At 38.0% G+C, this 16,247-nt stretch carries 13 protein-coding genes; 7 read left to right on the forward strand and 6 right to left on the reverse strand.

All coding sequences use genetic code 11. The annotated features are described in order from the left end of the window. Nucleotides 1–3: 3 nt before the first annotated feature. Both I7H67_RS18715 and I7H67_RS18720 read right to left on the reverse strand, forming a co-directional pair. On the reverse strand, nucleotides 4–408 hold the full coding sequence (locus I7H67_RS18715; protein WP_198308565.1) for a DoxX family protein: 405 nt from the start codon (nucleotides 406–408) through the stop codon (nucleotides 4–6). A gap of 103 nt (nucleotides 409–511) precedes the next feature. After that, entirely contained in the window at nucleotides 512–1,405 is an 894-nt protein-coding gene (locus I7H67_RS18720; protein WP_002050117.1) for a LysR family transcriptional regulator, read from the reverse strand. Nucleotides 1,406–1,622: 217 nt separating this feature from the next. Here I7H67_RS18720 and I7H67_RS18725 point away from each other — a divergent pair, with 217 nt between their 5' ends. Next, nucleotides 1,623–2,030 carry a hypothetical protein gene (locus I7H67_RS18725; protein WP_005305407.1) on the forward strand — a complete coding sequence of 136 codons (408 nt, stop codon included), beginning with the start codon at nucleotides 1,623–1,625 and terminating at the stop codon, nucleotides 2,028–2,030. Nucleotides 2,031–2,048: 18 nt separating this feature from the next. Here the strand turns inward: I7H67_RS18725 and adeS are convergent, their stop codons facing one another. Together adeS and adeR are read right to left on the reverse strand one after the other, a co-directional pair. After that, on the reverse strand, nucleotides 2,049–3,119 hold the full coding sequence (adeS, locus tag I7H67_RS18730; RefSeq protein ID WP_198308566.1) for a two-component sensor histidine kinase AdeS: 1,071 nt from the start codon (nucleotides 3,117–3,119) through the stop codon (nucleotides 2,049–2,051). A 31-nt stretch (nucleotides 3,120–3,150) separates the two neighbouring features. Next, nucleotides 3,151–3,894, reverse strand: a complete 744-nt coding sequence (gene adeR, locus I7H67_RS18735) for an efflux system response regulator transcription factor AdeR (protein WP_111853942.1) — start codon at nucleotides 3,892–3,894, stop codon at nucleotides 3,151–3,153. Between the two features lie 144 nt (nucleotides 3,895–4,038). On the opposite strand from adeR, the gene I7H67_RS18740 reads away from it, so the two are divergent. From I7H67_RS18740 to I7H67_RS18760, 5 genes are all read left to right on the forward strand, one after another. Beyond that, on the forward strand, nucleotides 4,039–5,229 hold the full coding sequence (locus I7H67_RS18740; RefSeq protein ID WP_192837024.1) for an efflux RND transporter periplasmic adaptor subunit: 1,191 nt from the start codon (nucleotides 4,039–4,041) through the stop codon (nucleotides 5,227–5,229). Next, nucleotides 5,226–8,336 carry a multidrug efflux RND transporter permease subunit AdeB gene (gene adeB, locus I7H67_RS18745; protein WP_151768420.1) on the forward strand — a complete coding sequence of 1,037 codons (3,111 nt, stop codon included), beginning with the start codon at nucleotides 5,226–5,228 and terminating at the stop codon, nucleotides 8,334–8,336. The genes I7H67_RS18740 and adeB overlap by 4 nt, the downstream gene beginning before the upstream one ends. Before the next feature lie 78 nt (nucleotides 8,337–8,414). After that, the gene (gene adeC / locus I7H67_RS18750) at nucleotides 8,415–9,815 is read left to right on the forward strand and encodes a multidrug efflux RND transporter AdeABC outer membrane channel subunit AdeC (protein WP_192833272.1); all 1,401 of its coding nucleotides are present in this window, start codon (nucleotides 8,415–8,417) and stop codon (nucleotides 9,813–9,815) included. A 696-nt stretch (nucleotides 9,816–10,511) separates the two neighbouring features. After that, nucleotides 10,512–11,066: a TetR/AcrR family transcriptional regulator gene (locus tag I7H67_RS18755; RefSeq protein ID WP_198308567.1), complete on the forward strand. Its 555-nt coding sequence runs from the start codon at nucleotides 10,512–10,514 to the stop codon at nucleotides 11,064–11,066. A gap of 190 nt (nucleotides 11,067–11,256) precedes the next feature. After that, the gene (locus I7H67_RS18760; protein WP_198308571.1) at nucleotides 11,257–12,561 is read left to right on the forward strand and encodes an MFS transporter; all 1,305 of its coding nucleotides are present in this window, start codon (nucleotides 11,257–11,259) and stop codon (nucleotides 12,559–12,561) included. A 106-nt stretch (nucleotides 12,562–12,667) separates the two neighbouring features. On the opposite strand, the gene I7H67_RS18765 is transcribed toward I7H67_RS18760, so the two are convergent. Continuing rightward, nucleotides 12,668–13,582, reverse strand: coding sequence for an alpha/beta hydrolase (locus tag I7H67_RS18765; protein ID WP_023274235.1), 915 nt, complete (start codon nucleotides 13,580–13,582; stop codon nucleotides 12,668–12,670). A 73-nt stretch (nucleotides 13,583–13,655) separates the two neighbouring features. After that, nucleotides 13,656–15,188, reverse strand: a complete 1,533-nt coding sequence (locus tag I7H67_RS18770; protein WP_198308568.1) for a flavin-containing monooxygenase — start codon at nucleotides 15,186–15,188, stop codon at nucleotides 13,656–13,658. Between the two features lie 430 nt (nucleotides 15,189–15,618). Here I7H67_RS18770 and I7H67_RS18775 point away from each other — a divergent pair, with 430 nt between their 5' ends. Continuing rightward, nucleotides 15,619–16,224 carry a TetR/AcrR family transcriptional regulator gene (locus I7H67_RS18775; RefSeq protein ID WP_005040635.1) on the forward strand — a complete coding sequence of 202 codons (606 nt, stop codon included), beginning with the start codon at nucleotides 15,619–15,621 and terminating at the stop codon, nucleotides 16,222–16,224. Nucleotides 16,225–16,247 lie beyond the last annotated feature (23 nt).

Here is a 16,247-nt window from a genome sequence, read left to right on the forward strand (position 1 = left end):
AGCTTAGTTTTTAAAAGATTTACTTAAAGAAAACGGTCCATCACCAATGAGTGCGAGAGCAACTAAAGAGATAATCCACATAAATGGGAATTCCCAGCCACCATTAGGGTTTGTAAAAAAGAAACCGGCAGCACCATGTACAGTAAATATTGCACCTAATAAGACTGGAATCAGCGCAATGGCAACAATTCGAGGTTTAAAACCAACTAATAATAATATTGCTCCTAAAATCTCCCAGAGAATAGTCACATATGCCATCCATCCTGGAACTCCAACAGATTGGAAAAATTGTGCTGTACCTGCTGGTGTAAATACAAATAGTTTAAGACCAGCATGGGCAAAGAAATAAAGCGCTAAGGTTATACGGAGTAGTAGTGCCGCATAAGGAGCTGTGTTTGATGTATTCATTGTATGTCTCGATGAGAATTAACTTGATGAATACATACTACTGTTGATTTTTTAAGTGATTAAGTAGGCTGAAATTGAATATTTATTTCCATTTTGGAAACAATTACTCGTAAATTTCCCATTCGGCAGGGTACGCATATTGCTCTTTTAAATAATCAATCAGAGTTCTCACCTTGTTGGCTAGATGTTTTGCAGGAGGGTAAACCGCATAGAGACCTCTTCGCGGTAATTCATAGTTTTCTAAAATAGGAATAATCTTTTTGTCGATAAGTGCATCTTTTAAAATAAACATGGGTAATCTGGCGATGCCGAGTCCGGCTATGGTTGCCGCTAAACAGGCTTCTGTATTCGCAAAATGAATCCGACCATTCACATTGATTGTATGTAATACATTCGAAGGTGATTTTTCAAAAAAAGCCCATTCATATGGATCTTTAAAGTTTGTATCGATGATGCAGGAATGAGATTCTAGGTCTTGTAGACTTTGAGGATAGCCAAATTTTTCTAAGTATAGGGGAGATGCGACCAATACAAATCTAATTTGAGATAATGGAGTCGCAATTAAATTATTATCTTTAAGCTCTCCAATTCGAATGGCGATATCAAATCCTTCTTCAATGACATTCACCGTACGGTCAGTAAAGCTCACATCTAATTCAATTTGACTATATTTCTGGGCAAAGTTAACCAGTGTTTTACTTAATTGCACTGTTCCAAAAGAGTTAGGAGCACTTATTTTTAGTTTACCGACTGGGGCGCGAGATTGATTTTTAATACTAATTTCAATTTCATCAAACTCTGCCATAAGTTGCTTAATTCGATGGTAATAAGCTAATCCAAGTTCTGTTGGCTTCAATGAGCGTGTCGATCTTTTTAGAAGCTGTACACCTAATTCGTTCTCTAGTTTTGAAATGAGCTTGGATGCTTGTGCGACGCTTGTATTTAAATTTTCGGCAGCTTTAACAAAACTTCCTTGCTCAATGATCGAAATAAACATGCGATTACATTCAAGTCTATTCATATAGATTTATTTTTACTTAAATTAGTAATCGTAGTTTTAGCATAAAAAATTTGGATAAGTTAACTAGGTAAAATTAAAACGTGAGAGTAACGCTATAAATTATTTTAAATATAGAGAACGCTTAAAAACTTTTACTCAGTAAAGAAAAAATGAGTAACATGAAACCTTAGAAGATTTATCATACATAACATCTATGAAGAAAAACTCAAAACTTGACCAAGATAAGCTCTTTATTAAATTGTTATTTAAGTCCAACTCTGAAGTGACGGAGGATGAAATTGAGTACTATCGAAAATATCCCGATCAGATCGATCAAGTCACAGCTCCTCTAAACATTCATAAAATATTCTTGTGGGCTGGTGCTTTATTGGGTGTTATCGTGGTTGCCATAGCTAAATTTCTTAAGTTTTCTGGCACCTTAGATTTCCTATCTGAAGGCGTATTAGAGTTTGTTATAGATATTATTTATGAAACTGGCATTGCCTTAATTGGAGCCGCAGCTACAGCCTTTATGCTGGGTGTTTTATTGAATAAGCAACAAGAAAATGCCACAAAATGGCGTGAAGAAATTCGTAGAAGAGTAAAAGAAAGTGAAGAATAATTTTATAACTCAGCATTTTTACTTATCCATCAAAATTTTTATGGTGAAAGTGCTTTTTGAGCCATGATTGCTATAGTGAATAGAACCTTTAAGCGCAACCACAATCGCATGTACAACAGCTAATCCCAATCCTGTACCACCAAATTCTTTATTTCTTGACTCTTCTAATCTAAAAAAGGGTTTAAATAGATCATCTTGGAACTCAGTTGCGATGCCGGGGCCTTCATCTTCAATTTTTAATATCCAGTTTTCTGAGACCACTTCTGAAGAGATCTTAAGTTTTCCTGCATTTGAATAACGAATAGCATTATCAATTAACGCAATTAAAACTTGCTCAATACGGCGACGGTCACAAAATACAGGAGTAGTGGTTAAATCAAGTTCTGGCTTTAAGTTTGCTTGTTCTAGGCGGTCTTCAAAGGCCTTGAGAACTTTTTCAATCACAGACTTAAAATCTAATAACTCATAATTTAATCTTAACTGTTGATTCTCAACTAAACTTATCGTTCGTAAGTCTTCAACTAAATGAGATAAACCTTCGACTTGATTTAAGAGACTTTTAAATAGAATTTCATCAGGCTTAAAAACGCCGTCAATTATGCCTTGCAGGCGGCCTTGTAAAATGGTGATTGGCGTTCTTAATTCATGAGCGATGGCAGCATTCCAAACCTGTGCATTTTCCACAGAAACTTCTAGTTTTTGAGCCATATCATTAAAATTATGTAAAAGTTCAGACATTTCAGCCGAGTGAATTCTGTTGTCGTAAGCTCTAGCAGAGAGATCACCCTGACTAATTTTTTTGGCTGCTTCGGCTAAGAAATTAATGGGTAGAATAAAACGTTTTGCGAGATGCATGCCGATCACGAGTGAAATAAGACAGCCACACAAAATGACGGCAGACATCCAAATCCAATCTATAAAATGAAAATTGGTCCAATCCTCTTGTAGAGAGTCTAAAGTGAGCCAACCTTTTTCAATGGCATAGTTATAAATTAGGTATCCCAGCAACATAGAAAACAGGGTAACGCTTAAATTAACAATACTGAAAGCAATAAAAAGCTGTTTACTGATTCCTAACTTACTTTTCATAAAATATTTCCTAGCCATATTTTTATATTATTTAGACATCATCTTTTACAGCTAGTGGATTATCGAGTCGATATCCTACGCCACGCACATTAACTAACATGTGGAGTATTCCTTGTTCTTCTAGTTTTTTTCTAAGCTTACTCACATGGCTATCTACAGTTCGTTCTAGTGCATCACTATCGTTCATGCAATGATTCATGAGTTCACCACGAGTAAATACCTTGTGGGGCTGGTCAATCATGAAGGAAATGATTTTATATTCCGTCAACGTCAGATTAAGCAATATTTTCTTGTTTTGAGCATGAAGATAAACACTATGCGTATCTGTATCAATCTCAATATCTTTGTAGACCTTATTTTTGTTAAATGGCTTGTTTGTTAGCTGAGTACGTCTTAAGACTGCCTGAACTCTAGCGATGACTTCATTTGGGTTAAATGGTTTAACAACAAAGTCATCTGCACCAACTCGTAATGCCATGACCTTATCAATATCTTGATCTAGTGCTGTTAGCATAATCACGGGCGTCTGAGCTTTTTGACGTATTTTATTTAACACTTCCCAGCCGTTGAGCTCGGGTAATTTAATATCAAGTAAAATCAAATCAATGGGTTGGCTAGAGTGCAATTCAATGGCTTGCTTTCCATTCATAGCACGAATAACAACCATTCCTTCACGTTTTAAATAATTTTCAATAATGTCGCCAATGTCGTAATCATCTTCTACAACGAGGATAACTTTATCGTGACAATCAAAAGAAAAAGAACGATCAAACATAGAAAACGGGCTATATAAAATGCTTCAACTCATCATACGCTAAATTATTGGTACTTCTCCACACTTACTCCACACTTTAGTGACGATTGCTACACACTCATCAAAAATAATGTCAGCATCGAAAACTCACTTGGTTTGGACAGTATGCAAAAGCATCTTTTACTTCCTTTATTTTTATCTATTGGGCTGATATTACAGGGGTGTGGTTCACAAGAAACGGCTCAAGCTGAGCCAGCACCAGCGAAAGTAAGTGTATTAAGCATTCAATCGCAATCAGTTAATTTTAGTGAAAATCTTCCTGCACGCGTACAAGCATTCCGTACTGCTGAAATTCGACCGCAAGTCGGAGGAATTATTGAAAGAGTTTTATTTAAACAAGGTAGTGAAGTTAGAGCAGGCCAAGCTTTATATAAAATTAATTCTGAAACCTTTGAAGCAGATGTAAATAGCAATAGAGCTTCACTTAACAAAGCTGAGGCAGAGGTTGCTAGACTGAAAGTTCAATTAGATCGCTATGAGCAGCTCTTACCAAGTAATGCAATTAGTAAGCAAGAAGTGAGTAATGCTCAAGCTCAATATCGTCAGGCTCTCGCTGATGTTGCGCAAATGAAAGCATTGCTCACCAGACAAAATTTGAATTTGCAATATGCAACTGTTCGAGCGCCGATTTCTGGTCGTATTGGGCAATCTTTTGTCACTGAAGGCGCATTGGTTGGTCAAGGTGATGCGAATACCATGGCCACAATCCAACAGATTGATAGAGTCTACGTCGATGTAAAACAATCAATTAGTGAATACGAGCGTCTACAAGCGGCTTTAAAAACTGGTGAGTTATCTGCAAACAGTGAAAAAACGGTTCGTATTTCTAATAGCCACGGACAGGAATATAACGTCACAGCAAAGATGTTGTTTGAAGATATTAATGTTGACCCTGAAACAGGTGATGTGACTTTCCGTATTGAAGTGAATAATACCGAGAGAAAACTACTTCCGGGTATGTATGTGCGAGTCAATATTGACCGAGCTTCTATTCCACAAGCCTTGTTAGTTCCAGCTCAAGCGATTCAGCGCAATATCAATGGTGAGCCTCAGGTCTATGTGATCAATGCAAAAGGTTCGGCTGAAATTCGTCCTATTGAAATTGGACAGCAATATGAACAGTACTATATCGCCAATAAAGGCTTAAAAGTCGGTGATAAAGTCGTTGTTGAAGGTATGGAGCGTATCCAGCCAAATCAAAAACTTGCAATGACGACGTGGAAAAAGCCTGCATCAGAAAATAGTGCTTCAAATGTAGAAACAAAACCTTCTACAAATCAAGGAGCTCAACCATGATGTCTCAATTTTTTATTCGACGTCCTGTTTTTGCATGGGTGATCGCGATATTTATCATATTGTTTGGGTTACTGAGTATTCCAAAATTGCCGATTGCTCGTTTCCCTAGTGTAGCGCCTCCTCAAGTAAACATTAGTGCGACTTATCCGGGAGCAACAGCAAAGACCATTAACGATAGTGTCGTCACTTTAATTGAGCGAGAATTATCGGGTGTAAAAAATCTACTTTACTATAGTGCGACAACCGATACTTCTGGTACAGCAGAAATTTCTGCAACCTTTAAACCGGGTACAGATGTCGAAATGGCTCAGGTCGATGTCCAGAATAAAATCAAGGCTGTTGAAGCACGCTTACCACAGATTGTGCGGCAGCAAGGTTTACAGGTTGAAGCATCATCTTCAGGCTTCTTGATGCTGGTGGGTATTAACTCTCCTAATGGCCAATATTCAGAAGTAGATTTAAGTGATTATCTGGTTCGAAATGTCGTAGAAGAACTAAAGCGTGTTGAAGGCGTTGGTAAAGTCCAATCTTTCGGTGCAGAGAAGGCTCTACGCATTTGGGTCGATCCAAATAAATTGGTTTCCTATGGTTTATCAATTAGTGATGTAAACAATGCAATTCGTGAAAATAATGTTGAAATTGCACCGGGGCGCCTAGGTGATTTACCTGCAAATAAAGGTCAACTGATTACGATTCCATTGTCAGCGCAAGGTCAGCTATCAAGCGTAGAGCAATTTAGAAATATCAGCTTAAAAAGCAAAACCAACGGAAGTGTAATTCGTCTGTCAGATGTCGCAAATGTTGAAATCGGATCACAAGCCTACAACTTTGCTATTTTAGAAAATGGTAAACCGGCTACCGCTGCCGCAATCCAGTTAAGCCCGGGTGCTAACGCCGTAAAAACAGCAGAAGGTGTTAGAGCAAAAATTGAAGAATTAAAGTTGAACTTACCAGAGGGCATGCAGTTTAGTATTCCTTACGACACCGCGCCGTTTGTTAAAATTTCAATTGAAAAGGTAATTCATACATTACTTGAAGCGATGGTTCTGGTTTTCATTGTGATGTATTTGTTCTTACACAATGTACGCTATACGCTCATTCCAGCCATTGTTGCACCTATTGCTTTGCTCGGTACTTTTACCGTGATGCTGCTTGCCGGCTTTTCGATTAACGTACTCACCATGTTCGGTATGGTGCTCGCCATCGGTATTATTGTCGACGATGCGATTGTCGTCGTTGAAAACGTCGAAAGGATTATGGCGACTGAAGGATTAAATCCTAAAGAAGCAACATCTAAGGCAATGAAAGAGATTACCAGTCCTATTATTGGTATTACCTTAGTATTGTCTGCTGTGTTTTTGCCAATGGCTTTTGCGAGTGGTTCGGTCGGGATCATTTATAAACAATTTACGCTGACCATGTCCGTGTCTATTTTATTCTCGGCTTTATTGGCGCTCATTTTAACACCTGCACTTTGTGCAACCATTTTAAAACCAATTGATGGTCATCATCAGAAGAAAGGCTTCTTTGCATGGTTTGACCGTAGCTTTGACAAAGTGACGAAAAAGTATGAGTTGATGCTACTTAAAATCATCAAACATACGGTTCCAGTGATGATGATCTTTGTGGTGATTACAGGCATTACTTTTGCAGGAATGAAGTATTGGCCAACAGCATTTATGCCAGAGGAAGATCAAGGCTGGTTTATGACGTCTTTCCAATTACCATCAGATGCAACGGCAGAACGTACTCGAAATGTAGTGAATGAATTTGAAAATTCGCTTAAAGACAAACCCGATGTCAAAAGTAATACGACGATTATGGGATGGGGTTTTAGTGGTGCAGGACAAAACGTAGGTGTTGCTTTCACGACTTTAAAAGATTTCAAAGAACGTACTTCTTCGGCAACTGAAATGACAAATGCAGTCAATGCATCAATGGCGAACAGTTCGGAAGGTGAAACAATGGCGGTACTTCCACCTGCTATTGATGAACTGGGTACATTCTCAGGCTTTAGTTTACGTTTACAAGATCGTGCAAACTTAGGCATGCCTGCTTTATTGGCTGCCCAAGACCAACTTATGCAGATGGCTGCCAAGAACAAAAAGTTCTATATGGTTTGGAATGAAGGTTTACCACAAGGTGACAATATTTCTTTAAAAATTGACCGTGAAAAACTTAATACCCTTGGTGTTAAATTCTCAGACGTTTCAGACATCATTTCAACCTCAATGGGTTCAATGTATATCAATGACTTCCCAAATCAGGGTCGTATGCAACAAGTGATTGTACAGGTTGAAGCTAAATCACGTATGCAACTCAAAGATATCTTGAACTTAAAAGTGATGGGTTCGAGTGGTCAATTGGTGTCTTTGTCTGAAGTGGTAACACCTCAATGGAACAAAGCACCGCAACAATATAATCGTTATAACGGACGACCATCTTTAAGTATTGCCGGCATTCCTAACTTCGATACATCTTCGGGTGAGGCGATGCGTGAAATGGAACAGTTGATTGCTAAGTTGCCTAAAGGCATTGGCTACGAATGGACTGGTATCTCTTTACAAGAAAAGCAGTCTGAATCTCAAATGGCCTTTTTACTTGGTTTATCAATGTTAGTGGTGTTTCTTGTATTGGCTGCACTCTATGAAAGCTGGGCGATTCCACTTTCTGTGATGTTGGTTGTACCACTTGGTATTTTCGGTGCAATTATTGCCATTATGTCGAGAGGTCTAATGAATGACGTGTTCTTCAAAATTGGACTCATTACGATTATTGGTCTATCCGCAAAGAACGCCATCTTGATTGTTGAGTTTGCAAAGATGCTCAAAGAGGAAGGCATGAGTTTGATTGAAGCCACAGTTGCAGCAGCCAAACTTCGTTTACGACCAATCTTGATGACTTCTCTTGCTTTTACATGCGGCGTAATTCCTCTCGTAATTGCAACAGGTGCAAGTTCTGAGACTCAACATGCATTAGGTACTGGTGTATTTGGGGGCATGATCTCGGCAACGATTCTGGCTATTTTCTTTGTTCCCGTGTTCTTCATCTTCATTTTGGGCGCCGTAGAAAAGCTATTTTCATCTAAGAAAAAAATCTCATCTTAAGTTAAATGCGTCAGGGGAAATACTACATTTCCTCTGATGCATCCTATGCTCAACTCATTTTATTATTTGGAGAATACTATGTCGAAAGTGGCAATCGTATCTCGTGGACTCGTTGTTTCTGCACTTTCTGTTGCACTCGTCGCATGTGTAAATATGCAAGCACCACAGCCGACAGCGATTTCTCATATTCCTCAAAATTTTGCTCAGAATTCCTCAGGAACCACCATTGCGGAGAAAAGTTATAAAGAGTTTATTTCTGACCCTAAATTATTACAGGTCATTGAAATAGGGCTAAACAATAATCGGGATTTACGGACTGCTACGCTTAATATTGAGCGTGTACAGCAACAATATCAAATCACAAAAAATAGCCAGCTCCCGACTATTGGGGTAACTGGAAATGCAGTGCGGCAGGTTAGCCCATCTATTAACCCCAATAACCCAGTTTCTACATTTCAAGTGGGCTTAGGAATGACTGCCTATGAGCTAGACTTTTGGGGGCGTGTTCAAAATTTAAAGGATGCTGCATTAAATAATTATCTTGCAACTCAAAGCGCGAAAGAAGCTGTACAAATTGGTCTAATCAGTAACATCACGCAGGTCTGGTTAAATTATGCTTTTGCACAAGCCAATTTAAATCTTGCTGAGCAGACTTTAAAAGCGCAAGTCGATGCTTATAACCTAAACAAGAAGCGCTTTGATGTTGGTATTGACAGTGAAGTGCCACTAAAACAAGCACAAATTTCTGTAGAGACTGCTAGAAATGATGTCGCAACTTATAAGACTCAGATTCTACAGGCAAAAAATCTACTAGATTTGTTAGCAGGTTCTCCTATTCCTGAAAACTTACTTCCAAGCGATTCAATTAAAAATATTACCCTTGAGAAGAATTTTGCAGCGGGTTTACCAAGTGATTTGTTAAATCATCGTCCAGATATTAAAGCGGCTGAATATGGGTTGCGAGCGGCAGGTGCAAACATTGGTGCTGCGAAGGCGCGAATGTTCCCAACCATAAGCCTTACTGGTTCTACGGGTTATGCATCTACTGAACTTAAAGATTTATTTAAGTCGGGTAATTTTGCATGGTCAATTGGTCCAAGCATTGATCTACCAATTTTTGATTGGGGAACAAGAAAGGCGGGTATCAAAATTGCTGAAATAGACCAAAAAGTTGCTTTATCAGAATATGAAAAGTCTATTCAAACAGCCTTTAAAGAAGTGAATGATGCGCTTGCTACCCATGCACATATTGAAGAACGTCTAGATGCCCAGCGCCGTTTAGTGTCTGCCACATCCGCAACATATAAACTTTCAATGGCACGCTACAAAGCTGGAGTTGATAGTTATTTTACTGTTTTAGATGCACAACGCTCTGCGTATGCAGCACAGCAAGGCTTACTGGCACTTGAACAGGTCAAATTAAATAACCAAATTGAAATTTATAAAGTTTTAGGAGGGGGATTATCTAAAGAATCATAATAATTGTAATTCATATTTCTAGTTGAAGCTCGTTCCAATCTCTTAAATCAGCGCAAATGAAAAAAGAGTATCTTCAACTAGAAAACTTAAAAAACAAAATGATTATTCAATTTTACTTAAGACTTTCCTTAATTATGTAATTAAATGAAAAACAATAATTAATTAAATAATTTATAGCCAATTTCACATTGACACCTTAATTTTTGAAGATTACCATTTGCCTGCTGGCCACATTGCCAGTCGGTTTTAGCAGACCGCATAATAACTCCCGCATCAGAGCCCTTCCTTCTGAGGAACAGCCTTGTGTGGTGAACTACTCGTTCCCTCCCGTAGCGGTAGGACGGGAGAGGGACACCTACGGGTGTGCTAGTTTGAGTTATTACTAGTCTGCTAACCCTCTTCCGTTCTGCCACCATAATTTAAAATGTCTGGCAGAACTCCCAATAGAAGGAGTTGGCTTTGCACATTCATTATTTCTTGGCTCTCGATGCCAAAAGCTATAACGACACAGCTTAAAAATTTAAAGCAGCTTGATCACCCAAAGGTTTTCAGGCTTTAAGTCATTACGACTCAAAAAATTTGCATCAACAATAAAACTTGAGATGTGCCAAGCACAGTCTTACGGCTTTGCTATGCCTTTTTTCTCCCAGAAAAGTATCTCTTTTAGAAACAACAAGAATTTATAACGGTAAAACTATGTCAAATTTAGAAATCTCTTCCAAAAAATTACAGGTTATTCGCACGGCGATACGCTTATTTACCAGCCATGGTTTTCACACAGCGGGAATAGACCTGATTGTGAAAGAATCTGAAATAACCAAAACCACTTTTTATAATTACTTTGCCTCAAAAGAGCGCCTGATTGAAATGTGTATTGCCTTTCAAAAGAGACTCCTTAAAGAAGAAGTACTGTCAATTATTTACTCAAACCGTTACTACACTTCAAGCGATAAACTCAAAGAAATTGTGCGCTTACATGTCTGTTCTAATAACCTGTACCACTTATTACTCAAAGCCATATTTGAAATTAAACTCGTTTATTCGCAGGGTTACCGCATGGCGATTGAATATAGAAAATGGCTACTTCATGAGATTTTTGATCTGGTTTTTAGTCTAAAAACTTGTGCAATAAAACCCGATGCCAACATGGTGTTAAACCTAATCGATGGCTTGATGATGCAATTTCTAAGTTCAAATAGTTTGGAAGAGAGAGATGTCATCCTAGAGCAGTTTTTTAAAACAAGCATTTGAATATAAAAGAATAATTTAAAAATATGGTGTGATGAGTAAATCATGAGCGCTGTGCGATCAGCCGAAAAAGTTAATGTTTTGACTTTTGGGGGAGAATATTGTTATTTTTTTTACGTTATTCATAAATTAATTACGAATAACGTAATTAAAATGAAAATAATTGAAAGCGCAACATGGAGAAAGGATGACCATGAAAGAAGTTGCATTAAGTGATTTGATCAATCAGCAGAAAGTTGGGCGTTATCAGAAATTTATTTTGTTCACCTGTTTATTACTAATGATTATGGATGGGTATGACATTCAGTCTATGGCTTACGCAGCCCCCATGATTATTGAAGAATGGGGCGTTCATAAAACCATGCTAGGCGTTGTGTTTAGCGCCAGCTTATTTGGTTTGTTTGTTGGATCATTTTTATTAAGTTCACTTTCTGATCGTTTTGGACGCCGTCCCATATTACTGATCTCAACCTTTATGTTCTCCATATTGATGCTGGTCACACCACATGTTGGCAATATTGAGCAATTGACTGCAATCCGCTTTGTTACAGGAATTTTTTTAGGAGGTATCATGCCAAATGTCATGGCTTATAGCTCCGAAATTGTTCCATATAAATCTCGTATTTTCACCATGATGGTCATTTCTTGTGGCTATACGGTCGGGGCAATGTTGGGGGGAGGCATATCAGCCTTGTTAGTTCCTTGGGGAGGATGGCAGGCGATTTTCTATTTTGGCGGTATTGTTCCTTTAATTATTTTCTTTATCACGTTCTTTAAGTTACCAGAGTCTTTATATTTTTTAAGTGAAAAAAGTAAAAATACGCCCAAGATTTTGTTTTGGTTAAAGAAGTTTTATCCTGCATTCACATTTAATTCAGAGATGAAAATCATTAATACTACTGAAGTTCAGGTTAAGAAGTCTCCGCTTGAGTTGTTTAAAAATAAGCGTGCGTTTTTTACCTATTCCATCTGGATCATCAGTATTTTAAATATGATCAGTCTCTATTTTCTGGCGAACTGGCTACCGACTTTGTCTAAAGAGTCAGGACTATCATTAAATCAGGCATTGATGATCGGCTCAACTCTACAATTAGGCGGTACGATTGGTAGTGTTGTGATGGGTCTTAAAATCGATAAGACTGGATTTTATAAAGTATTAATTCCTGTTTTTTTAGTTGCAGTGATTAGTGTTGCTTTAATTGGCTATGCTGTTAGCCATATTGTTTTATTATTTATCATCATTTTCATTGCTGGCTTTGCGATTGTTGGTGGGCAACCTGCTATTAATGCGCTGTCTGCGAGTTATTACCCAGTTTCACTTCGTACCACTGGGGTGGGCTGGAGTATTGGGATTGCCCGTTTGGGTTCGGTCATTGGGCCGTTATTTGGTGGTTATCTTTCTCAATTTCTGGTCATTACCCATTTATTTGTGATTGCGGCAATACCTTCGTTGTTCGTTATTATCATGCTGATGATTCAGGCCAAGTATCGGTCATAAGATTAACTATATACATAAAAGTTATGGAGATAATGGCTTCAAATAAGCTGATTAGATAGATTCCTAATCAGCTTATTTTCATATGTTTATTGATGACTATAAAATTTTATTTCGCCTTTGGATGGCTTAAAACTTTTGCTAAAAAGTTGATTTGTTCATCTAATAGTTTTGTTTGCCATGTTCCGCTGTAAAAATCAAAATGATCGATTGGGTATTCCGCTAATTCAACTTTACCACTTGCTAAATTAGCGGACTTGCGTGCAGCTTCAGGTGGAGCAACTTGATCATTTGAACCAACTTGTACCAGTAAAGGACACTTTATTTGACGAGCGAAATTAATCGGTCGATTTCTTGCAACTTCTAAAGCTGTACGGGCACATACTTCGTTACGCCACGTTGGTCCAGCCATCGATTTATAGGAAGTTTCTGCTCCCGGTGTACTAATCATGGCTGCCGTGCCAGGTTGCCCAACAATTGGAATAACATGTGCTTCTTGACCTAACAGTGAGCGGGCTAAGTCTTTTAAACCGTGAGCCACGGCAACTGTTAACTGCTTAAGCCCGCCGTAACGTAAGATCTGTGTAAGGGCGGCTAAACCATCTGTAGCTGGATTCATTGATATTACAGCTGAGATTTTTGGGTCTTGAGCTGCAACGACCATTACGTGTCCACCAGAATAAGACGTGCCCCAAAGTGCGATACGGTTTCGATCTACATTGGGTAAGCTTCGCACAGCTGCGATTGCTGCATGATAGTCTTCACGTTGATTTTTATAGGACACATTCTGTCTTGGAAAACCATCAGATTCTCCAAAACTACGATAATCGAATATAAATGTATCAAAGCCTGCTTTGCTAAATGGCTCTGCAAAATGTAATAACCCTGTATCTTTTGTACCTCCGAAGCCATTTCCCATAATAATGCAGGGGCGCCCTCGAGAGCTTTTGTACTTATCGGATGTAGTCGGGATATACCAAGCCGAACATGTAATTCCTTTACTGGTAAATTTAATATTTTCCATAATGTTTACCTAATATATTTAGTCTCTTATTTAGGTTTTACTTAAATAAGAGACCTTAATTTTGAGGGTAGTATTAAGCTTTGATCTTCAATTCATCTGAATTTGACTCTGGAACAACTGCCAATTTTTTCTTAGGTAAAAGAGCAGTGAAATGTAATGCTTTATCGACAACAGGACCTTTGTTGAGCCTTTCTAAATCAAACTCATAATCATGTTGAAATTCCCATGGTCCTTCTGTTCCTGCCTTAGGGAACTGAGCTAAACCACGTTGAACATATCCCGGACTCAAATCAACAAACGGAACTCGCTTCATGTCTTGATTAGCAATCACTGGCATAAATGTTCCGTATTTATTCTCATCCATGTAGTCAAGTAGACGGCAGAAGTATCGCCATACTAGATCTACTTTTAAGGTCCATGCGATGTTGGTATAACCAAATGCAAAGGCAAAATTTGGAATATCAGATAGCATCATAGACTTATAAATGGTGGTATCTGGATAATCGATTTTCTTACCATCGACAGTCAGTTGAATCTTGCTGAATGCCAGCATGTTTAAACCCGTTGCAGTAATAATAATATCTGCTTCAAGTGTTTTACCTGACTTCAGTAAGATTCCATCTTTAGTAAAGCGGTCAATATGATCTGTCACAACAGAAGCTTTGCCCGAAGAAATTGCTTTAAACATGTCTCCATCTGGTACAACACATAAGCGTTCATCCCATGGATTGTATTTTGGCGAGAAATGAGTTGCGACATCAAAACCTTTAGGCAGTCTGCGTTTTACATCTGCAATCAGTAGGCGGCGCATCACATCTGGAAAACGGCGACTTAATTTATACATTCCTCGGCTGAGTGCAATATTTTTCTTGCGAATAATTTCATATGCACGTTGAGGTGAGAGAACTTTATTTAAAGCCAGTGCAATAGGGTCGACACTTGGCATCGCAATCACATAACTAGGTGATCTTTGAAGCATGGTGATATGTTCAACATCTTTAGCCATAGCGGGGATTAAGGTTACCGCTGTAGCTCCACTGCCAATTACGACAACTTTTTTGCCTGAATAGTTGAGGTTTTCTGGCCAGTGTTGAGGATGAACGATTTGACCTTTGAAGTCTTCGCTTCCCTGAAACTCAGGCGAATAACCATTATTATAATCGTAGTAACCTGTGCCCATAAGCAGGAAGCGCGAACGTAAGGTGACTAAATTTTTTTGGTCTTTTTGTTTGACTTTAACAGTCCAAATGCCTTCACTTGATGAAAATTCTGCACTCGTTACATAGCTGTTAAATTGAATATGTTGGTCAATACCATTTTCAGTAAGGGTTTCCTGCAAATAATCACATATCATTTGCGCGCTACCGAAAGTCCTTTTTTCGGTCCAAGGCTTAAAACCAAATGCAAAAGACTGCATATCTGAATCGGAGCGGATGCCAGGGTAACGGAATAGGCTCCAAGTACCACCGATTTTTTCTCGGCCTTCTAGAATTAAAAAGCTTGAATTAGGACGATATTTCTTTAAATGGTACGCTGCGCTAATACCAGCAATCCCTGCGCCAATGATTAAAACATCAGTAGTAGTAACTTGTTCTGATGTATTCATATCTTATTCCTCTCTACAAATTTCAGTAAATTGAGCATCAGTTAGATTTTCTAAGATGATGAATTTATTAATCTTCATTTTCCCTGATCCATGGAACTGATGAACAAACGCCTTACTTAAGCTCAGTATGTTTTCATTTAAGAAGTCCCCGTCATAAAAAGGGGCTGTTCAATATTATTAATTCAATAATTACACAATGTCAATGACACAGTGTAATTATACTTATTTTGTTATTGAGCATTTCTAAATAATTATTTAAATATTTGAAAAGTTTGATTTTAAAAATATATAATTCTGATTGTGTTATTAAGTATAAAAATCTTCTTATTTATTTTTTTTCCAAGAATTTGTTCCACAATAGTGCATTAATGCTTGTCGAATAATTTATTAATACCTACAATGACATCGTGTCAATGAGAAATTGGATAGTATGACAACTACAAGACGTAGACCCAAACACGACCCTAAAGTTTCTGAAAATGAAATATTAAATGCTGCTGAACAGTTTTTAAGTGAACATCCTTTTCGTGAACTCAATGTAGATGAGGTCATGCGCCGAACGGGCTTAAAACGTCCAGCATTTTATGTACATTTCCGAGATAAGCATGACTTGGCCTTACGCCTTGTTGAAAATATTGGGAAAGAATTATTTACTATTGCAGATAGGTGGCTGCAAGGTGATAGTCCTCAAGAAGATTTGCGCCGTACTTTAGTTGGTTTGGTAGAAGTTTACATGCAGCATGGGCGTGTACTACGAGCTTTCGGAGAAGCAGCAGGAGGCGATGAACGTGTGGACAATGCATATCGGAGTTTAGTGCAAGACTTTATTAACGCTGCTGCTCAACATATTAAAGAAGAACAAGAAGCTGGTAGAATTAAGAAAAATTTAGATGTAGAAGAAACAGCAAAAGCACTTATCTGGCTTGAAGAAAGATATCTTTCTGAAGTTTTCGGACGTCCATCAGAAGTTGATCCAAAGGTAGCGATAAGGGTACTTCAAAACATTTGGTTATCGACACTTTATGGTGCTAATTAAAAAAATATTAACTATAAATTTAT

It is taken from the genome of Acinetobacter sp. ACIN00229 (assembly GCF_016106645.1).
GTDB lineage: Bacteria > Pseudomonadota > Gammaproteobacteria > Pseudomonadales > Moraxellaceae > Acinetobacter > Acinetobacter oleivorans.